Annotated in this window: 20 protein-coding genes; 12 read left to right on the plus strand and 8 right to left on the minus strand. The window is 62.2% G+C overall.

The features are described from left to right. Positions 1-9: 9 nt before the first annotated feature. Both JaAD80_RS12815 and JaAD80_RS12820 read right to left on the minus strand, forming a co-directional pair. Positions 10-855 carry a MipA/OmpV family protein gene (locus tag JaAD80_RS12815; RefSeq protein ID WP_258002962.1) on the minus strand — a complete coding sequence of 282 codons (846 nt, stop codon included), beginning with the start codon at positions 853-855 and terminating at the stop codon, positions 10-12. 35 nt (positions 856-890) lie between these two features. Next, a complete protein-coding gene (locus JaAD80_RS12820) occupies positions 891-1,367 on the minus strand; it encodes a hypothetical protein (RefSeq protein ID WP_146012378.1) in 477 nt (158 codons plus the stop codon). Between the two features lie 192 nt (positions 1,368-1,559). Between JaAD80_RS12820 and JaAD80_RS12825 the strand changes: the two genes are divergently transcribed. From JaAD80_RS12825 to JaAD80_RS12835, 3 genes are all read left to right on the plus strand, one after another. Next, complete coding sequence (locus tag JaAD80_RS12825) at positions 1,560-2,618, plus strand: type II asparaginase (protein ID WP_180979408.1); 1,059 nt, start codon at positions 1,560-1,562, stop codon at positions 2,616-2,618. Positions 2,619-2,738: 120 nt separating this feature from the next. Then, positions 2,739-3,590, plus strand: a complete 852-nt coding sequence (locus JaAD80_RS12830) for an MOSC domain-containing protein (RefSeq protein WP_102294507.1) — start codon at positions 2,739-2,741, stop codon at positions 3,588-3,590. A gap of 33 nt (positions 3,591-3,623) precedes the next feature. Then, positions 3,624-4,820 carry a DUF484 family protein gene (locus tag JaAD80_RS12835; RefSeq protein ID WP_374755243.1) on the plus strand — a complete coding sequence of 399 codons (1,197 nt, stop codon included), beginning with the start codon at positions 3,624-3,626 and terminating at the stop codon, positions 4,818-4,820. Here the strand turns inward: JaAD80_RS12835 and JaAD80_RS12840 are convergent, their stop codons facing one another. Continuing rightward, positions 4,821-6,800 (minus strand): monovalent cation:proton antiporter family protein, encoded by a 1,980-nt coding sequence (locus JaAD80_RS12840; RefSeq protein WP_102294508.1) that lies wholly within the window; start codon positions 6,798-6,800, stop codon positions 4,821-4,823. Between the two features lie 108 nt (positions 6,801-6,908). On the opposite strand from JaAD80_RS12840, the gene JaAD80_RS12845 reads away from it, so the two are divergent. The 8 genes from JaAD80_RS12845 to JaAD80_RS12880 all read left to right on the plus strand — a co-directional run bounded on the left by JaAD80_RS12845 (position 6,909) and on the right by JaAD80_RS12880 (position 13,633). After that, positions 6,909-7,919: an SIS domain-containing protein gene (locus tag JaAD80_RS12845; RefSeq protein ID WP_102294510.1), complete on the plus strand. Its 1,011-nt coding sequence runs from the start codon at positions 6,909-6,911 to the stop codon at positions 7,917-7,919. Next, on the plus strand, positions 7,919-8,452 hold the full coding sequence (locus tag JaAD80_RS12850) for an HAD family hydrolase (RefSeq protein ID WP_102294512.1): 534 nt from the start codon (positions 7,919-7,921) through the stop codon (positions 8,450-8,452). The genes JaAD80_RS12845 and JaAD80_RS12850 overlap by 1 nt, the downstream gene beginning before the upstream one ends. 44 nt (positions 8,453-8,496) lie before the next feature. Continuing rightward, positions 8,497-9,108 (plus strand): LPS export ABC transporter periplasmic protein LptC, encoded by a 612-nt coding sequence (gene lptC, locus JaAD80_RS12855; RefSeq protein WP_258002963.1) that lies wholly within the window; start codon positions 8,497-8,499, stop codon positions 9,106-9,108. 25 nt (positions 9,109-9,133) lie between these two features. After that, positions 9,134-9,727: a lipopolysaccharide transport periplasmic protein LptA gene (gene lptA / locus JaAD80_RS12860; protein WP_102294514.1), complete on the plus strand. Its 594-nt coding sequence runs from the start codon at positions 9,134-9,136 to the stop codon at positions 9,725-9,727. After that, positions 9,727-10,482, plus strand: coding sequence for an LPS export ABC transporter ATP-binding protein (lptB, locus tag JaAD80_RS12865; RefSeq protein WP_102294515.1), 756 nt, complete (start codon positions 9,727-9,729; stop codon positions 10,480-10,482). The genes lptA and lptB overlap by 1 nt, the downstream gene beginning before the upstream one ends. Before the next feature lie 4 nt (positions 10,483-10,486). After that, entirely contained in the window at positions 10,487-11,965 is a 1,479-nt protein-coding gene (locus JaAD80_RS12870) for an RNA polymerase factor sigma-54 (RefSeq protein ID WP_102294517.1), read from the plus strand. Between the two features lie 69 nt (positions 11,966-12,034). After that, positions 12,035-12,394 carry a ribosome hibernation-promoting factor, HPF/YfiA family gene (gene hpf, locus JaAD80_RS12875; RefSeq protein ID WP_102294519.1) on the plus strand — a complete coding sequence of 120 codons (360 nt, stop codon included), beginning with the start codon at positions 12,035-12,037 and terminating at the stop codon, positions 12,392-12,394. A gap of 153 nt (positions 12,395-12,547) precedes the next feature. After that, on the plus strand, positions 12,548-13,633 hold the full coding sequence (locus tag JaAD80_RS12880) for an enoyl-CoA hydratase/isomerase family protein (protein ID WP_102294545.1): 1,086 nt from the start codon (positions 12,548-12,550) through the stop codon (positions 13,631-13,633). On the opposite strand, the gene rapZ is transcribed toward JaAD80_RS12880, so the two are convergent. From rapZ to ilvA, 5 genes are all read right to left on the minus strand, one after another. Beyond that, complete coding sequence (gene rapZ / locus JaAD80_RS12885) at positions 13,630-14,493, minus strand: RNase adapter RapZ (RefSeq protein ID WP_102294521.1); 864 nt, start codon at positions 14,491-14,493, stop codon at positions 13,630-13,632. The genes JaAD80_RS12880 and rapZ overlap by 4 nt on opposite strands. Positions 14,494-14,751: 258 nt before the next feature. After that, the gene (gene hprK / locus JaAD80_RS12890) at positions 14,752-15,687 is read right to left on the minus strand and encodes an HPr(Ser) kinase/phosphatase (protein WP_034753337.1); all 936 of its coding nucleotides are present in this window, start codon (positions 15,685-15,687) and stop codon (positions 14,752-14,754) included. Between the two features lie 36 nt (positions 15,688-15,723). Further along, positions 15,724-16,206 carry a PTS sugar transporter subunit IIA gene (locus JaAD80_RS12895; protein WP_071079718.1) on the minus strand — a complete coding sequence of 161 codons (483 nt, stop codon included), beginning with the start codon at positions 16,204-16,206 and terminating at the stop codon, positions 15,724-15,726. Between the two features lie 358 nt (positions 16,207-16,564). Further along, on the minus strand, positions 16,565-17,407 hold the full coding sequence (queF, locus tag JaAD80_RS12900) for an NADPH-dependent 7-cyano-7-deazaguanine reductase QueF (protein WP_102294523.1): 843 nt from the start codon (positions 17,405-17,407) through the stop codon (positions 16,565-16,567). 223 nt (positions 17,408-17,630) lie between these two features. Beyond that, complete coding sequence (gene ilvA, locus JaAD80_RS12905; RefSeq protein ID WP_102294524.1) at positions 17,631-19,166, minus strand: threonine ammonia-lyase, biosynthetic; 1,536 nt, start codon at positions 19,164-19,166, stop codon at positions 17,631-17,633. Between the two features lie 201 nt (positions 19,167-19,367). On the opposite strand from ilvA, the gene JaAD80_RS12910 reads away from it, so the two are divergent. Continuing rightward, positions 19,368-19,859: a YqaA family protein gene (locus JaAD80_RS12910; protein ID WP_102294525.1), complete on the plus strand. Its 492-nt coding sequence runs from the start codon at positions 19,368-19,370 to the stop codon at positions 19,857-19,859. Positions 19,860-19,970 lie beyond the last annotated feature (111 nt).

Below are 19,970 nucleotides of genomic sequence, written 5' to 3' on the forward strand. Positions count from 1 at the left end.
AGCTTGCCGCTACTCGTCCGTCCCCCGCGCCGGCAGGCTGGAGCGGCGCCACGTCCACAGCAGCCCGATGCCGGCCGAGGTGCCGCTGTTCTGGCGTAGCAGGGGGCTGGCGCGGTTGGCGGCGCCCGTGTAGTTGTCGTAGCGCAGGAAGGCAAAGGCGCGCCAGTCCGGGTGCAGCAAGTATGCACCGCCGAGGCCCAGGCGGGTGAGCATCAGCCCGCTTTTTGCCGCATACGCCGGGCGTTGATCGGTGGCAAAGGCGGGGGCCACGCCATAAAAGTAGTCGTTGATGGAAGCATTGCCCAGCACGGCGCCCAGGCTGGCGTCCACATGCCATGCCTGGCCTGCATCGTTCAGGCGGTAGATCAGGCGCGGCTCGAACGTGGCGCCCTGGCGCCGCAGGCCGCCGCGCGCTTCGATGACGGCGCGCAAGGGCAGTTCCAGGCTCAGCCGGCCCTGCGGTGTCGGTTCGGCCAGCTTGATTTTCAGGCGCGGGCCAAATTCCACCAGGGTGCCCAGGTCCGGCATGCCGCGCCGCGCCGGCACGTCGCTGGAGCGGGCCGGCAGGGACAGGGCGAAACCGATGTCGCCATCGAGCCGGTCCGTATTGAGCAGGCGCGCGCCCACGCCGGAGCGGTCGGCGCGCAGCACGTCGCCGCGATAAATCAGGAAGGGCAGGGCCAAGGTGCGCGTCGAGCGCTCGCTGGCGCCCGGATAGGCAGGGGTGACGGCCGTGCCGCCGAAGACACCCGCCTCCCACAATGGCAAAGCGGGCAAGGCTGGCGCGGCACCCCACGCGGGCGCCATGCAGGCGAGGAAAACAGGTGCTGCCAACAGTGTGCGTGCGATGCGCATCGGCGAACTCCCATGACAGTGGCTAAGGACAGTGGCTAAGGTTGCGGGCCGCAAGGCTTGCACACCGGCAACGACTCGATATCGGCGAACGCGTCCAGCGCCCGCGACCCGTCCCAGCCCGGTTCATTGCGCACGGCCAGCGCTTCCGCCGTCTTGCCCTGGCGCTGGTACAGCTCGATCAGCGCCTGGTAGCTGAGGGCGCTCGATTGCCGGCCCTGCTTTGCCAGCGCGATGGCGCTACGGAAATGGAATGCTGCCGCGTCGTAGCGGCAAGCGGCGCTGGCGGCGCGTCCCGCCGCGTGGTGCAAACGGGCTTGCCAGGCGGCGTCTCCATGGCCCAGCTCGGCATTTTGCGCAGCGTCGGCGTAGGCGCGCATGGCTTGCGCCCAGTCGCCCTGGCTGGCCGATTCGCGGCCGAGCTGCTCCTGCTGCGCCGCCGTGCGCAGTTCCACCTGCGTACCGCAGGCAGTGAGCAATATCGATACAAGCGTGAAAACGAAGCCAGGCCGCATGGTCAGGGGCAGGAGTGTGGAGATAGCGCCACTGTAGCGCACGGACGGGCGCGCACGTTTGCGCGATACGCATGAATTGGGGAAATCCTGGGCATGGATGACATATAATTTGCACACGACTTTGTTATCTTTGCCCTATCACCAAACAGGAGCACCATGTTTTCACGCCAATTCCATTCTTGTGTACAGCTGATGCTGGCCACCGTGCTGACGGGCTTTATCGCCACCGCTCCCGCGCGCGCGCAGCAAGCGGCCGTCAAATTGCCGAACGTGGTGATCCTGGCCACGGGCGGCACCATCGCCGGCAGCGGCGCCGACAGCACTACCACCGTGGGCTACACCTCGGCCACCGTGGGCGTCGAGCGGCTGATCGCCGCCGTGCCGGAACTCAAGAAAGTGGCTAACGTGACGGGCGAGCAAGTGTTCCAGATCGCCAGCGAAAGCATGGGCAACACCCACTGGCTGACCCTGGCCAAGCGCATCAACGTGCTGCTGGCCTCGCCCGACGTCGATGGCGTGGTCGTTACGCACGGCACGGACACCATCGAAGAGACGGCATATTTCCTGAACCTGACCGTGAAAAGCCACAAACCGGTCGTTGTCGTGGGCGCCATGCGTCCTTCGACAGCCATTTCCGCCGACGGCCCCATCAACCTGTACAACGCCGTCATGCTGGCAGGCAGCAAGGAAGCCGTGGGCAAGGGCGTGCTGGTGGCCTTGAACGATCAGATCAACGCGGCGCGCGAAGTGACGAAAACCAACACCTCGACCACCGACACCTTCAAGTCGCCGGAACTGGGCATGCTCGGCTACATCCAGGGCAGCAAGGCTTTCTTCTACCGCCAGTCGACGCGCAAGCACACCTTGGAATCGGAATTTGACATCAGCAAGCTCGATGCCTTGCCGCAAGTGGACATCGTGTACGGCTATGCGAATATGAACCGGGTCGGCATGGACGCCTTCATTGCCGCCGGCGCCAAGGGCATCATCCACGCGGGCGTGGGCGATGGCAGCGTGGCCGCGCAAATGAAGCCGGCCCTGGTGGAAGCGCGCCAGAAAGGCGTGCTGATCGTGCGCTCGAGCCGCGTCGGCCAGGGCATCGTGGCGCGCAATGGCGAAGCCAATGACGATGAACTCGATAGTGTTGTCTCCGACACTTTGAACCCGCAAAAAGCCCGCATCCTGCTGATGCTGGCCTTGACCAAAACCAACAGCACGCAAGAAATCCAGCGCATCTTCTACACTTATTGATGCTTGTTGCGCCAGGCCAGCCACACGGGCTGGGCCTGGCGGATTTACGCTTGCCCGCTTTGCTGCCATACTTCGCTTCTGAATAATTTCCTGGCAGAAGCTGCGATACTGCCCCGGCCCATGGCTATCCTGTCCGACATCATTTTGTACCCCATCAAATCCTGCGCCGGCATCCACTTGCGCGAGGCGGTCCTGACGCATTCGGGTCTGATGAGCGAACAGGTGTTTGACCGCGAGTGGATGGTGGTCGATGCGCAGGGGCGCTTCCTGACCCAGCGCGAATATCCGCGCATGGCGCTGATCGTGCCTCGCATCAAGGCCACCACCCTGGAACTGCGCGCGCCCGGCATGTTGCGCCTGGAAATCGAACTGGGCTTGCCGCATCCGCAGCTGGCGCCGATGCTCGACGTGCAAGTGTGGGACGATACCGTGCGCGCCTATGACTGCGACGACGTCACGGCCACCTGGTTTTCGCAGGCCATCGGCGTGCCGTGCCGGCTCGCGCGTTTCCATCCGGACGTGGTGCGCGCCACCAGCACCACCTGGACGGACGGTGTTGCCGCCGAGACCATGTTTGCCGATGGCTACCCGGTGCTGCTCGCGGGCAGCGCCTCGCTTGACGATGTCAATGAGAAACTACGCGCCGCCGGCCGCGAGCCGCTGCCGATGAACCGCTTCCGTCCCAACCTGGTCATCGGCGACATCGGCGCCTTCGAGGAAGACTACGCCGACTTCCTGCAGTTCGGCGCCACCACTTTAAAACCCGTCAAGCCATGCTCGCGCTGCCCGATTCCCTCGGTCGACCAGGCCACCGGCGTGCCGGGACCGGACCCGCTCGACGTCATGCAAAGCTACCGGGCCAAACCCGAGCTCGATGGCGCCATCTGCTTTGGCATGAATGCCATCGTCACGGCCGGTGGGGATGAGCGTATCGTGGTGGGGCAGGAAATCGGTTTCGAACTGGCATTTTAAGCGCGGCGCCCGCACAGAAGGGTTTAAGTTTCTATGAATCAAGCAATACCGCCAGAGCCAGGCCAGCAGGGGAGCGATGCCGCCTCGCCGGCCCAGCGCATTGCCAGCCTCGAAGCCGAGAACCAGGCCTTGCGCGCCCGCATGGCCTTCCTGCTCGAGCAGGTCGAGCGCAACCACGACATCATGTGCCGCCACCAGGCGTTCGACCTGGAAATTGTCGGCGCGTCCACCTTTCCCGAATTGATCGGCACCATCTTCCGCACCTTGCCCGTGATTTCCGACCTCGACGGCGTCACCCTGAGCCTGCTCGACGAGGATGACGATATCGTGCTGGTGATGGAAAAGCTGGGCGTCGACTTCAGCGCCTTCCCGCAGCTGCTGTTCGTGCACGCAGTGGCGCAGCTGGGCTTTGCGCCGCCAGTGCCAGCGGCCGATGGCGAAGCGGCCTTGCCGCCGCTGCCGCTGCTGGGACCGTTCGATGCTGCCGTGCATGGCCCGCGCTTTCCGGAAATCCACGCCCCCCTGCGCAGCGTGGCCCTGGTGCCCTTGCTGCGCAACAAGCGCCTGATCGGCAGCCTGAACCTGGCCAGCAGCGACGCCGCGCGCTTTACGCCTGTGCTGGGCACGGATTTCATCAAGCACATGGCGTCCATCATCGCCATCTGCCTGGAAAACGTGATCAGCAATGAAATGCTCAAGTACATCGGCCTGACCGACTCCTTGACGGGCGTCTACAACCGGCGCTATATCGACCGGCGTTTGCTGGAAGAAATCGCCCGCGCGCGGCGCCAGAATTATTGCATTTCATGCATGTATATCGACATCGACCATTTCAAGCTGGTCAATGACACCCATGGACACCAGGGTGGCGATGAAGTGCTGCGCGAAGTGGCCATGCGCATCCGCAAGGAATTGCGCCGCTCCGATGCGCTGGGACGCTTTGGCGGCGAGGAATTCGTCGTGCTGCTGATCGATGCCGACCTGGCCAGCGCCACGTTCGTGGCCGAACGCATCCGCGCCAGCATCGCCGGCACCATGTTCGACTTGCCCGGCAGCGCGCAGGCGTGGGTCAGCGTGTCGATCGGCGTGGCCAGCCTTGAAGCGGACGCGGCGCTGCTGCCCATCGAAGCGGTGGCGCAGCAACTGGTGGCGCATGCCGACCAGGCCCTGTACCAGGCCAAGGCGGATGGGCGCAACAAGGTTGTCAGCTGGCAGGCAGCGGCACACTGATTACTTAAGAAGCAAGGTTTCCGCTTTTGCCACGGCGTCGGCACTGCCGCGCAGCACCACCACGTCGCCGCTGGCCAGCTGCGTCTCTGGTGTGACTTCCAGGCGGCCCCGGCCGCGGCGGATGGCCGTCACAAAAGCGCCGCATCCTGCCACGTCGAGCGTGCTCAGGGGTAAGCCCACGCAATGCGCGTCCTCGCCCACGGTGACGGTATGCAGGCGCTCCAGCTCGGCCTCGTCGCCGGCGTCGCTGGTGCCGTGGAAATAGCCGCGCAGCGAGGCGTAGCGTTCCTCGCGCGCCGCCTGCACGCGGTGCACCACGCGGCGCAGGGGCACGCCCATCATGATCAGCGCGTGCGAAGCGAGCATCAGGCTGCCTTCCATCAATTCCGGCACCACTTCGGCCGCGCCCGCGTTTTTCAGCAGGTCGAGGTCGCTGTCGTCATGGCTGCGCACGATGACGGGCAGAGTCGGCGCCATCTCATTGAGCAAATGCAATAGGCGCAGCGCCGACGGCGTGCTCGCATAGGTGATCACCACTGCGCTGGCCCGGTAGATACCGGCCGCCACCAGGCTTTCGCGCCGCCCCGCGTCGCCGTAGGAGACGTGCGCGCCGGCCAGCTGCGCTTCCTGCACCCGTTCCGGATCCAGGTCCAGCGCGTGGTATTCGATCTTTTCTTCCGCCAGCAGGGTGGCCAGGCTTTGCCCGCTGCGGCCGAAACCGGCGATCAGCACGTGCTTTTGCGAGGCCATGGTGCGCGTGGCAATCTTCGTCAGCGCCAGCGATTGCATCATCCAGTCATTGGCCGCCAGTTTCATGACGATGGCGTCGGACTTGGCGATGAGGAAGGGCGCCACCAGCATCGACAGCACCATCGAGGCCAGCACCACCTGCACGACGAACGGGTCCATCAGCTTGATGCCGCCTGCCAGGTTCAGCAGCACGAAGCCGAATTCGCCCGCCTGCGCCAGTCCCAGCCCCGTGCGCAGGGCCACGCCGTTGCTGGAACCGAACAGCCGCGCCAGGCCGGCGATCAGGGCAAATTTCAGCAGCACGGGGCCGCACAGCAGCAGCAGGACGAGCCACCAGTTCTCAAACACCACGCGGATATTGAGCAGCATGCCGACGGTGATGAAGAACAGGCCCAGCAGCACGTCGCGGAACGGCTTGATGTCTTCTTCCACCTGGTGCTTGAATTCCGTCTCGGAAATGAGCATGCCCGCCACGAAAGCCCCCAGGGCCAGCGACAGGCCGGCCCGCTCCGTGATCCATGCCGCGCCCAGGGTGATCAGCAGCAGGTTGAGCATGAACAATTCCTGCGAGCGGCGCTTGGCGACGATGGTCAGCCAGCCGCGCACCAGCTTCTGGCCGATGAACAGCAGCAGGATCAGCACGACCAGCGCCTTGCCGCCCGCCCAGGCCAGAGTTTCGGCCAGGTTGTCGGAGTCGCGGGTGAGGGCGGGAATCAGGATCAGCAGGGGCACCACGGCCAGGTCCTGGAACAGCAGGATGCCGATGATCTTGCGGCCGTGTTCGCTTTCCAGTTCCAGCCGCTCCGTGAGCATTTTCGAGACGATGGCCGTCGACGACATGGCCAGCGCGCCGCCGAGGGCGAACGCGGCCTGCCAGCTCAGGTGGATGTAGGCGGACAGGTAGCGCCCGACGAACCAGCCGAAGACGACGGTGGCGACGATGGTGGTGACCACCTGCGCCATGCCGAGGCCGAAGACGATGCGCCGCATGGCGAGGAATTTGGGTAGAGAAAATTCCAGTCCGATGGAAAACATCAGGAAGACGACGCCGAACTCGGCCAGGGTATGGCTCGCTTCGTTTTCCGCCGCCAGGCCCAGCGCATGGGGCCCGATGACAATGCCGACGGCCAGGTAGCCCAGCATGGGCGGCAAATGCAACATTCTGAAAGCGACCACGCCCAGTACGGCGCTGCCGAGTAACATCAGGGTCAGTTCAAGCGAGGAAAACATGGGTTGCCCGGGGAGCTCAGTGGAAATCGTTGTTTGTTGCGACTGGCAAGTTTTTTGCTTTCCTAATTCGTTTATACTTTGGGCATGAGTGTAACCCATGAAAAAACAATGCTGAAAGCTTTTGATCGAATTGACATGAAAGCGACAAGCGAGCGCGCTGTCGCGCTGGCCCGCACCACCTTGCAGATCGAGTCCGACGCCATCAATGCGCTGCATGCGCGCCTGGAAACGGACGACAGCGTCGGCCGCGCCGTGGCGATGTTGCTGGAGTGTAAAGGACGTGTCGTCGTTTCCGGTATCGGCAAGTCCGGCCACATCGCGCGCAAGATTGCCGCCACCCTCTCGTCCACCGGCACGCCGGCCCTGTTCGTGCATCCGGCCGAGGCGGCCCATGGCGACCTGGGCATGGTCACCTCGGACGATGCCTTTATTGCCATATCGTACTCCGGCGAATCGTCGGAACTGATGGCCATCATGCCTGTCGTCAAGCGCATGGGTGGCGTGCTGATCGCCATGACGGGCAAACCGAACTCCAGCCTGGCCCAGTTGGCCGACGTGCATCTGGATATCTCCGTTGAAAAAGAAGCCTGCCCGCTGAACCTGGCGCCGACGGCCAGCACTACCGTCACGCTGGCGCTGGGCGACGCGATTGCCGTCGCCTTGCTGGACTTGCGCGGCTTCAAGGAAGAAGATTTTGCCCGCTCGCATCCGGGCGGCGCCCTGGGCCGCCGCCTGCTGACCCACGTGCATGACGTCATGCGCAGCGGCGAGCAGGTGCCGAAAGTGCCCGTCGAGGCGTCGCTGCTGCAGGCGCTGGAAGAAATGACGAAGAAGGGCATGGGCATGACGGCCGTCGTCGATGCGGACAACCGTCCCGTGGGCGTGTTTACGGATGGCGACCTGCGCCGCATGTTCGAGCGCGTGCAGGATTTCACGAAAGTGGCGATCCGCGACGTCATGCATGCGCAGCCGCGCAGCATCGCGCCCGAACGCCTGGCCGTCGATGCCGTGGCCGTGATGGAGCAGTACCGCATCAACCAGATGCTGGTGGTCGATGCCGACGGCAAGCTGGTCGGTGCGCTGCATATCCATGACCTGACGCAAGCGAAGGTGATCTGATGGACAGCGTGGCGGACAACCTGGCACGCGCGGCCAAGGTCAAACTGATGATTTTTGATGTCGACGGCGTGCTCACCGACGGCAGCCTGCATTTCGGCCCGGACGGCGAAATGATGAAAACGTTTAATGTGTATGATGGCCTGGGCATCAAGCTGCTGCAGGAATCGGGCGTGCAGACGGCCATCATCAGCGCGCGCCGTTCGCCCATCACGGCGCGTCGCGCGCAGGACCTGGGCATTACCCATGTGCACCAGGGCGGCCATGACAAGCTGACGCCGTTCCGCGAACTGCTGGCGCTGACGGGCTTGACGGAAGAGCAATGCGGCTATATCGGCGACGATGTCATCGACGCGCCCATCCTGCGCCGCGTGGGCTTTGCCGTCAGCGTGCCGGGCGGGCGTGCGGAAGCGCAGGATCTGGCGCATTACGTGACGCAGGCCGGCGGCGGCCGCGGCGCGGTGCGCGAGATCTGCGAATTCCTGCTGCGCGCCCAGGACAACTATGCGCGCGTCATGGCGCCGTTCCTGGAGTGAGGCACCTGCCTTGCCGCCAGTATCATTGAAGAGAGTGAAGCACTATGCAAAAGCCAGGAGGCGCCCACCGTTGGCGCATCATATTTACCATGCTGGGCGCGGTTGTCGTCGCGCTGGGCAGCTTTTGGCTGCTCGAGGTGATGAACAAGAATGGCCAGGATATCGAGGCCAGCAAACATCTGGATGAGCCCGATTATTTCATCACCAATTTCAGCATGGTGCGCATGGACTTGACGGGCAAGCCCAGCTATATCGTCTCGGGTACCAAGCTCACGCATTATCCTGCCGACGATTCGTCCGATATCGACCAGCCTTTCGTGCGCAAGCTCACGCCGGGCATGCCGCCGCTGAACATGAATGCGGAGCTGGCGCATATCGACCAGGACAATACCCGCCTGCAGCTGCACCGTAAGGTCGTCATCGACCGGGCGGCCAGCCCGACGGCGCAGAACCTCACCATGAAGACGGAAGCGCTGACGGTGTTTCCCGATGAAGAGCGGATGGAAACGGATGTGCCTGTCGATATCCTGACGGGCGCCTCGCGCATCAACGGCGTCGGCATGAAGGCCAATAACGCCACCGGCGTGGTGGAAGTGCAGAACGCCTTGCGCATCGTGCTCCCGCCGAAGCCACGGCCAGCCGCCGCGGCACAATGACAGAATGAAACAAGGAAACCATAATATGAAAAACGTCTTGCTGTTGACCCTGTTGTCCACCGTCTGCTCGCTGGCAGTGATGGGCCCGGCGCATGCCGAAAAGGCCGATTCCGAGAAGGAAGCCGTCATCACCGCCCAGCGTGGCCAGGTTGATGATGTCAAGCAAGTGCGCACCCTCACGGGCGACGTCGTGCTGGTGAAAGGCACCCTGACCATGAAGGCGGGCCGCGCCCTGATCACGGAAGATCCGCAAGGCTACCAATTCATCACCTTCTGGGCCGATCCCGGCAAGCTGGCCACCTTCCGTCAGAAGCGCGATGGCGCGGGCGACCTGTGGGTGGAAGGCGAAGCGGAGCGCGTCGAATACGACAACAAGACGGAAGTGGTGAAACTGTTTTCCAAGGCCAAGCTGACACGCCTGGAGGGCACGAAAGTGACCGACGTGGCCAATGGCGCCTTCATCTCGTATGACAGCCGCAAGGAAGTCTTTACGATGGAAAATTCCGACAACGGCACCAACACCCCGGGCGCCGGCAGCGTGCGCATGGTGATCCAGCCGAAGACCAAGGCCCCGGCGGCGGAGAAAGCGCCGGCGACGCCTGCGCCAGGAAAGAAATAATGGAAAATACACGTTGCGGCAGTACCCTGATCGTTCGCGGACTGCAGAAAACCTATGGCAAGCGCCAAGTCGTACATGATGTCTCGCTGCAAGTCGAATGCGGCGAAGTGGTGGGCCTGCTGGGACCGAACGGCGCCGGCAAGACCACCTCGTTCTACATGATCGTCGGCCTGGTGCCGTCCGATGGCGGCAGCATCGATATCAGCGGCGTGGACATTTCCAGCCTGCCGATCCACCGCCGCGCGCAGATGGGTTTGTCATATCTGCCGCAGGAAGCGTCCGTCTTCCGCAAGCTGACGGTGGAAGACAATATCCGCGCCGTGCTGGAAATCCAGACCATCGAAGGGCGTCCCTTGAAGAAGGCCGAGATCGAAGAGCGGCTGGATAAATTGCTGGCCGACTTGCAGATCGAGAAGCTGCGCGAAAACCAGGCGCTGTCCCTGTCCGGCGGCGAGCGCCGCCGCGTGGAAATCGCCCGCGCGCTGGCCACCGACCCCCGTTTCGTGCTGCTCGACGAACCGTTCGCCGGCGTCGATCCTATCGCCGTGATCGAGATCCAGCGTATCGTGCGCTTCTTGAAGGAGCGCAATATTGGCGTGCTGATCACCGATCATAATGTGCGCGAGACGCTGGGTATTTGCGACCGTGCCTACATCATCAACCAGGGCTCGGTACTGGCGTCGGGACGCCCCGACGACATCATCGCGAACGAGTCGGTACGCCGGGTCTATCTGGGCGAACACTTCCGTATGTGAGCCAATGAAACAATCATTGCAGCTGCGCACTTCGCAGCACTTGGCACTGACGCCTCAGTTGCAGCAATCGATACGCCTGTTGCAATTGTCTACCCTGGAGTTGCACCAGGAATTGGAGCAACTGCTGACGGACAACCCCTTGCTCGAACGCCTCGACGATCCCCTCGACCGTTCGTTGCGCCTGCTGTCCGATGGGGCCCTCAGTTCCACGGCCGCACCGGCCGAGGCGCCACCGCAGCCACCGAGCCAGGAAGCGCCGGCCGCGCCCGCTGAAGGGGAAACGTTCGACGGCGAAGGCGGCGATGCGCCGGCCGCCATGGATGGCGCCGACAGCGACTGGAGCGAAGCGAGCCGCGGCAAGGCGCCCGACGACGAAGATGCGCGTCCGCAACTGGAAGCCCACCACTGCACCCTGCGCGAACACCTGATGGAACAGATGCGCGTGACGGTGCTCGAGTTGCGCGACCGCGCGCTGGTCGAGTTGATCATCGACGCGCTCGACGACAATGGCTACCTGGAAGAGTCGCTCGACGACATCCTGGCGCGCCTGCCCGAAGAACTGGAAATCGACGCCGACGAACTGCGCACGGCCTTGTCCCTGCTGCAAAGTTTCGACCCGCCCGGCGTGGGCGCGCGCAATGCGTCCGAATGCCTGGCGCTGCAAATCAGGCGCTTGCCGCAGATCGCCATGGTGACGCGCCGCATGGCCCTCGTCATCGTGGAAAAGCACCTGGCCTGGTTTGCCCAGCGCGATTTCAACAAGCTGAAAAAAGCCCTCGATTGCGACGATGAAGACTTGCGCGAGGCGCAGACGGTAATTCGCCTGTGCAACCCGCACCCGGGTGCCGTGTTCGCCTCGGATGTCTCCGACTACGTGGTGCCCGACGTCGTCGTCAAGCGCGCGCGCAATGGCTGGCAAGTCACCTTGAACAATGACGTCATGCCGCGCCTGCGGGTGAACGCCATGTATGCCAATTTATTGAAGCAGGGCAAGGGCGAAGGGGCCATGGGCGCGCAGCTGCAAGAAGCCAAGTGGCTGATCAAAAACATGCGGCAGCGCTTCGATACCATCTTGCGCGTGGCGCAGGCGATAGTAGAAAGACAAAAGAACTTTTTCTCGCACGGGGCCGTTGCCATGCGCCCCCTTGTGCTCCGTGAAATAGCTGATACACTGGGTTTACACGAGAGTACTATCTCGCGGGTAACAACTCAAAAGTACATGCTGACCCCGCATGGCATGTTCGAGTTGAAATATTTCTTTGGTAGCCACGTCGCCACCGAAGCGGGGGGCGAAGCGTCATCGACGGCGATACGGGCATTGATCGTGCAACTGACAGGAGCAGAAGACCCTAAAAATCCTTTATCCGACAGTAAGATTGCGGACATGCTGGGGGAACAAGGCATGGTGATTGCGCGGCGTACTGTTGCCAAATACCGGGAAGCATTGAAAATTCCGCCAGTGAGCCTGCGTAAGTGTTTGTAAGTTTTTTTCGGTTCCTCTGCGGGCCGGATACGATGGACCGCACGAACCCGATCATCTTTAGGAGTGTGTATGAATCTCACCATCAGCGGACATCATCTCGAAGTGACACCAGCCATCCGTGAATACGTACAAACGAAACTGGAGCGCGTAAAACGTCATTTCGATCAAGTCATCGATATTGCCGTGATTCTGACCGTCGACAACCTCAAAGAGAAAGAAAAACGTCAAAAGGCCGAAGTGAACCTGCGGCTCAGTGGTAAAACTGTGTATGTGGAAAGCCTGGCGCAAGACCTGTATGCCGCGATTGACAGCCTGATTGACAAGCTGGACCGGCAAGTGATGAAGTACAAAACCAAAGTGCAAGGGCACGGTAAAGAGGCGATCAAGCATCTGCCAGACAGTTCGGACGAGGAATTCGCCGCCGCCTAAGCGGCCTGCGATTCTCAACCCGCTGTGATCAACTAAGGGCGCGCCTACCGCGCCCTTTTTTGCGCCCGTCGCCCTCGCCGGGGATGCCACAGGAACGCAATGTTTGTGGTGAAAGCGCTAGAATGCGCCATCTTCACCTCTTTCCATCCTGCCATGAGCGACTTCGTCCAGACTGCCATCCGCAACCGCACCGGGCATATCGTGCTCGACCGCCCGAAAGCCCTCAATTCCCTCTCGCTGGAGATGGTGCGCGCCCTCAGCGCCGCCTTGCTGGCCTGGCGCGACGATCCGCAGGTCGACGCCGTCGTCATCCGCTCGAGCAGCGACAAAGCCCTGTGCGCCGGCGGCGACATCCGTTTCTTTTATGACGCGGGCCTGGCCACGCCGCAGGGCGGCAGCGCGCTGCTGGAAGACTTCTTTACGGAAGAATATGCTTTAAACCATCTAATTCATTTTTACCCGAAACCGTATATTGCCGTCATGGATGGCGTGGTGATGGGCGGCGGCATGGGCGTGGCGCAAGCCGGCCCCGGCAACCAGCTGCGCATCGTGACGGGTCGTACGCGCATGGCCATGCCGGAGGTGAACATCGGCCTGTTTCCGGACGTGGGCGGCAGTTATTTCCTGTCGCGCCTGGCCGGCCGGCTGGGCCTGTACCTGGGCTTGACGGGCCTGACCATCGGTGCGGCCGATGCCTTGTACACGGGCCTGGCCGATGTGTATTTGCCGGAAACGCAGATGCCTGCGCTGCTGGCCCTGCTTGACGAGACGCCGGGCGAAGGCTTGCCGGTGGCCATCAAGGCCCTGGCCGCACCGTTTCAGTCGCACGCGGGCACGGCAACGCTGGCCACGGCGCGCGCGGCGCTGGACCGCCATTTCAGCGCCGGCAGCGTGGCCGCCATCCTGTCCTCGCTGGCACAGGACGACAGTGCGTTTGCCGCCAAGGCACTGGCCGCCATGCGGCAGCGCTCGCCGTTGATGATGTCGGTGACTCTGGAATTGCTGCAGCGGGGCGCCCACCTGGGCGTGGCAGACTGCCTGCGCATGGAGCGCACGGTGGTGCGCCACAATTTCGAACATGGCGAAGTGCTCGAAGGCGTGCGCGCGCTGGTGGTCGACAAGGACAATGCGCCGCGCTGGAATCCTGCCAGCCTGGATGAGGTCGACACAGCCATGGTGGCGCGCTTCTTTGCGCCGGTCTGGCCGGCGCAGGCGCATCCGCTACGCTATCTGGATTAAGCGCGTTCGCGGTGGCGCAGTACGACGCGCTCATGGGCGCTGAAATACTGCGTCAGCCGTTCCGCCATGTACACGGAGCGGTGCTGGCCACCCGTGCAGCCCAGGGCCACCGTCAGGTAGCTGCGGTTGTCGGACTTGAAAGAAGGCAACCATTTCTCGATGAAGGCACGGATGTCGGCCAGCATTTCCAGCGCGCTGGGCTGCGCGTCGAGGAAGGCGATCACGGGCGCGTCGCGGCCATCGAGCGGACGCAGCGCCAGGTCGTAATAGGGATTCGGCAAGGCCCGCACATCGAACACGAAATCGGCGTCCAGCGGCACGCCCAGCTTGAAGGCGAAGGACTCGAAGAACAGGGTCAGCGGTGCGCGCTCGGAGGCGACGATATCCTTGATCCAGCTGCGCAGCTTGTTGGCGCTCAGCTCCGAGGTGTCGATCACATGGCCCAGCTGTTCGATGGCCGACAGGCGTTCGCGCTCTTCCGAAATGCACTCGATCAGGGTGCGGCGGCTGGCGGGATTCTGGTTCGGACGCAATTCATGCGACAGCGGATGGCTGCGCCGCGTTTCCGAAAAACGCGCCACCAGCGCATGCGTGGTGGCCGTCAGGAACATGACTTTCACGTCGTGCCCCTGGTCGCGCAGCAGCGCCACATTGTGCGGCAAGTTGGCCAGCGATTCGGCGCTGCGCGCATCGACGGCCACGGCCAACTGCGGGGCACCTTCGTCGAGCAGGGTTTGCACCAGGCTGGGCAGCAAGGCGGGCGGCAGGTTGTCGACACAGTAGTAGCCGGTATCTTCCAGCACATTGAGCGCGACGGATTTGCCGGAGCCGGATATTCCGGTAATAAGGACGATATGCATAGGCCGATCATACAATAAAGAACGGCCCTCTGCCTTCAAGGCAATGAGCTTTACAGATTATTGCAATTTAGACTGTCGTATTTCTTTGCTGCACACGTCAACAATGTTGTCGGATGACGCGGGGCTTTGCCCCGCTAATCCGACCTACATTGCTAATCGCCACTCATGGCGAGTCGTTGGTGCAGCAGGGAATTCACGCAGCACTGCTGCGTGCCTGCGTAACGGTTCGCCCTTGCAAGGGCGAACTCCTTGGCAACATTAATCGCCACTCATGGCGAGTCGTTGCCGCTCCATGAACTCCTGCAAGGTATCGATGCCGCGCAGTTGCAGGATGGTGTTGCGTACGGCCGCTTCCAGCAGCACGGCGATGTTGCGGCCGGCGGCGACGGGGATGACGACCTTGCGCACGGGCAAACCGAGCACGTCTTCCGTGGGGAACAGGAAGGGCAGGCGCTCGACTTCTTCTTCCAGCGCATTGCGGCGCACCAGGTGGACGATCAGTTTCAAGCGCATCTTGCGGCGCACGGCCGTTTCGCCAAAGATGGCCTTGATGTCGAGCAAACCCAGTCCCCGCACTTCCAGCAGGTTTTGCAGCAGGGGCGGGCAGCGTCCTTCGATCATGTTGGGGGCGATGCGCGAGAACTCGACGGCGTCATCGGCCACCAGGCCGTGGCTGCGCGAGATCAGCTCCAGCCCCAGCTCGCTTTTGCCCAGGCCCGAGTCGCCCGTGATCAGCACGCCCACGCCCAGCACGTCCATGAAGACGCCGTGCATGATGATGCGCTGCGCCAGTTTTTTCGACAGGTAGACGCGCAGGAAGTCGATCACTTGCGCGGCCGGCAGCGGCGTGGAGAACAGGGGAATGTTTTGCTCGTCGCAAATGGCGAGAATGTCGGGCGGCGTTTCCAGCCCTTGCGCGATGATCAGCGCGGGCGGGCCGCCGGCGATCAGCTCGCCGATCACGTGGGTGCGCGTATTGACCTTCAGGCGCTGGTAGTAATTGATTTCCTGGTGGCCAAAGACCTGGATGCGGCCCGGATGGATGAGGTTCAAGTGGCCTACCTGGTCGGCGGCCGACGAGACGTCGCCCGAGATCAGGCGCTCGCCGCCGGGGAAGCCGGCGAACCAGCCCAGTTGCAGACTTTCACGATTGTCGTCGTACAGGCGTTGTATCGTCAGCGGCGTTTGCAACATGGCAGTCTTCTTCAGGAGTGGAGGAATACCTGAAGTTTAACCCGCCGCTTGAAGACTAGGTTGCCAATTGACGATGCGCGAATGCACGGATTTCGGTTCCGGATCCGTGGCCAGCGCCGTACGGAAGGCGTCATCGGAAAACATTTCGGCGATTTCCGAGAGGATTTCCAGATGTTGCTGGGTGACATGATCGGGAATCAGCAGGAAAAACAGCAGATTGACGGGTTTGCCATCGGGCGACTCGAACGGAATCGGCTCGGCCAGACGGACGAAGGCGCCCAGCGGCGCTTTCAGGGTCTTGCTGCCCTTGACCCTGCCGTGCGGCACAGCCACGCCATGGCCCAGACCCGTCGAACCCAGGCGCTCGCGGGCAAACAGATTGTCCGACACGGTGGAGCGGGCGATGCCGTAATTGTTTTCGAAGATCAGGCCGGCTTGCTCGAAAGCGCGCTTTTTGCTGGAGACTTCCAGGTCCAGGAGGACGTTTTCGAGGGATAGTATTTTGCTAAGATTAGTCATGACACTCAATGAAATGGTGCAATGCGCAGAGGGCTTGCGAGCCGAATTATAGGCCTGTTTCAACGGCCTGTAACGCCAATTCTCAACAGTATACGCCCGCTGCGGGCGCAGTGGGCGCTACGGCCCTTGTTGCCTTCATTTTAACAAAAAAATAACACCAGCGGATATCGGCTATTTCCTGATTAAAAACGCGGGACGCACCGCTTTTTCCGTCGCCGAATGCGGATTTTCCGACTTTTCAGCGCTTTGATGATGCCGTAAAGCATGACGGCAACGTTGTTTTAAAACACAGTCAACATTCCTGTTGGCATTTTCAGCGCGCCGCCCGCTGTTGCCCTGGCCGCTGTTGCCCTGGCGCTTACTGGCGCGCGTTGCGCAGATTGCCCGGCATGCTGCCCGTGCTGAAGTTGCTGCGCCAGGGATTGATATCGAGGCCGCCACGGCGCGTATAGCGCGCATACACGGACAGTTTTTGTGGCTTGCACTGGCGCAAGATGTCGACAAAGATGCGCTCGACGCACTGCTCGTGGAATTCATTGTGTTCACGGAAACCGATCAGGTAGCGCAGCAGGCTTTCCTGGTCGATCTGCGGTCCCGCATACTCGATCTGCACGCTGCCCCAGTCCGGCTGGCCCGTCACCAGGCAATTCGATTTCAGCAAGTGCGAGACGAGTTTTTCTTCCACGGGCGCTTCGTCCAAGGCCGCCTTGAGCAGCAGGGGCGAAGGCGTGTATTGCGTGATTTCCAGGTCCAGGCGGTCGAGCAGCACTCCGTCGAACTCGCCCATTTTCAGCTTGCCGAAGTCTTCCTGCAAGGTCAGTTCCACCTGCACGGGCGCGCCGAAACCGTTGGACAAGTCCTGTTTGAGCAAGGCCAGCAGCGCTTCAGGGCTGTCCAGTTTGGTCTGGTTGAAGGAGTTCAGGTACAGCTTGAACGATTTCGATTCGATGATGTTGGGCGAATCGGCCGGCGCGCTGACCTTGGCGATGGCCACCTGCGGCTTGCCGCGCTGGTTCAGCCACGACAGTTCGTAGGCATTCCAGATGTCGAGGCCGAAGAAGGGCAGGGTGCCGCGCATTTCCAGCTCATCGCGCTTGCCCTGGCGGGGAATCGGGAACAGCAGTTCCGGCGCGTAATCGCTGCGGTAGGCGGAGCTTTTGCCAAGCGGGGATTGTTCGGCGAGGTCGTTGGTGGTGGTCATGGTCGTGTGGCGTGAATTCAGTCAAGCACGCATGGTAGCCTATTTACTCGGACGGTAAGCACTGGCGCAAAGCAATCAGTCTGGTCCGAGCAATTTCAACACCTAACAAAACCGTAGCGAGCGGAAGGGAGAGGTGGTCGAGAAGCGCAACCGTACTTTAGTACGGTGAGCATCGCAGGCTACCTATACCGACGCGCAGTAGGTTTGGTTAGGTGTATTCCATTTAACCGAGGAACAGTTTGTACACAGGATTGCTGCTTTCATCCCAGTAACGATACCCGAGTGTATCGAGGAAGCGGGCGAATTCTCCCATTTCATCGGGCGGTACCTGCAGGCCGATCAGGATGCGGCCCACGTCGCCGCCCTGGCTGCGGTAATGGCACAGTGAAATATTCCAGTTCGGCGCCATGCTGTCGAGGAAGCGCATCAGCGCACCGGGGCGTTCGGGGAATTCAAAGCGGTACAGCAGTTCGTCCTGCGCCAGCCGGCTCTTGCCACCGACCAGGTGGCGGATGTGCGACTTGGCCAGCTCGTCGTGGGTCAGGTCCAGGGTGCGGAACTCGTGTTCCTCAAACGTTTTCGCCAGCACGCTTGACTCATGCCGGTCGGCAATTTGAATGCCGACAAACACGTGCGCGGCTTTTTCATCGCTGATGCGGTAGTTGAATTCCGTGACGTTGCGTGCGCCGATGAGCGAGCAGAAGCGCTTGAAGCTGCCCCGCTGTTCGCGCATGGTGACGGCGAACACGGCTTCGCGGAATTCGCCCAGTTCGGCACGCTCGGCGACAAAGCGCAAACGGTCGAAATTCATGTTGGCGCCGCAGGCAATCGTCACCAGAGTCTGGTTGATGACAGGATGCTTGCTCAGGCTGGCCCGTTCCACATAGGCCTTGGCGCCGGCGATGGCCAGTGCGCCGGCCGGCTCCAGGATGGAGCGGGTATCCGTAAACACATCCTTGATGGCGGCGCAGATGGCGTCCGTGTCGACGATGATGACTTCATCCACATACTGCTGCGCCAGGCGGAAGGTTTCCTCGCCCACCAGGCGCACGGCCGTGCCGTCGGAAAACAGGCCCACGTCGGGCAAGGTGACCCGTTCGCCCGCTTTCAGCGAGCGCGCCATGGCGTCCGAGTCGACCGTTTGCACGCCGATGATCTTGATGTCGGGGCGTATCTGTTTCACGTAGGCGGCTACGCCGGCGATCAGGCCGCCGCCGCCGATGGCCACGAAGATAGCGTGGATGGGGCCGGAATGCTGGCGCAGGATTTCCATGCCGATCGTGCCCTGGCCGGCGATCACGTCCGGATCGTCGAACGGGTGCACGAAGGTCAGCTTCTGTTCTTTTTCCAGGGTCAGCGCATGGTTGTAGGCATCCGTGTAGGACTCGCCGTGCAGGACGATTTCCACCTGCACGCCGCCGCGCGCCTTGACGGCGTCGATCTTGACGGGCGGCGTGGTGGTGGGCATGACGATGACGGCGCGGCAGCCCATGCGGGCGGCCGACAGGGCCACGCCCTGGGCATGGTTGCCGGCCGAGGCGCAAATCACGCCGCGCTTGCGTTCCGCATCGCTGAGCTGTGCCATCTTGTTGTAGGCGCCGCGAATCTTGAAGCTGAACACGCTTTGCACGTCTTCGCGCTTGAAGTAAATCTGGTTGTTCAGGCGCTGCGACAGGGCAGGGGCCAGTTCCAGCGGCGTTTCGGAAGCAACGTCATAGACGCGGGCGGTCAGGATTTTCTTGAGGTAGTCGATGTTCATAGTCTGCAAGCAAGTGATTCTGGGCCAGAAAGGGTCTGGGGCGTGTCGGTCGATCTCGGCTGCGCCGCGGCGGATAGCCAGGCGATAATTATGCTCTGTGGAACTGCGGGCGGGTGCGCCCTTGCCGGCAGGCGCGGTTTGTGCGGCGCCCAAGCTGCTCTTCATTATAATGGAGAGCCTTACCGCATCGCGAAGTGTTCAATGATCGAATCTGCAATCGCCTGGTTGCTGCAACTGATCGCAGCGCCGGAAGTCGGGCTGACATCGGTCTTTCTGATCAGCTTTATTTCCGCCACCCTATTACCGCTGGGCTCGGAGCCGGCCGTGTTTGCCGTCATCAAGGCCAACCCGTCCCTGTTCTGGGCCGCCATTTTCGTCGCTACTATGGGCAATACCCTGGGCGGTATCGTCGACTACTGGATGGGCTACCGTGCCAAACAGGCGTTCGCCAAGGAACGCGACACGCGCTGGTTCCGCTGGCTGGCCCGTTATGGCGCCAAGACCATGCTGCTGGCCTGGCTGCCGCTCGTGGGCGACCCCCTGTGCACCCTGGCTGGCTGGCTCAAGCTGCCGTTCTGGCCCAGCGTTGCCTACATGGCCATCGGCAAGTGCGCGCGCTATCTGACCATGACGGCTTTGCTGCTGTATGTGCCCGATGGCGTGTGGCACCGGATTGGCCAGATGCTGGGCTGAGCAGCGACAAAATCGTGCGCGCCGCAACGTGCATTTGCCCCATTTTTGGGCAGGCTGATAGTTTGCAGGTCAGTCCGATTCTTGGCATTTTTTCGCGAAAAAGACAAGCAA

This window comes from Janthinobacterium sp. AD80 (genome assembly GCF_002878455.1).
Classification (GTDB): Bacteria; Pseudomonadota; Gammaproteobacteria; order Burkholderiales; family Burkholderiaceae_D; genus Janthinobacterium.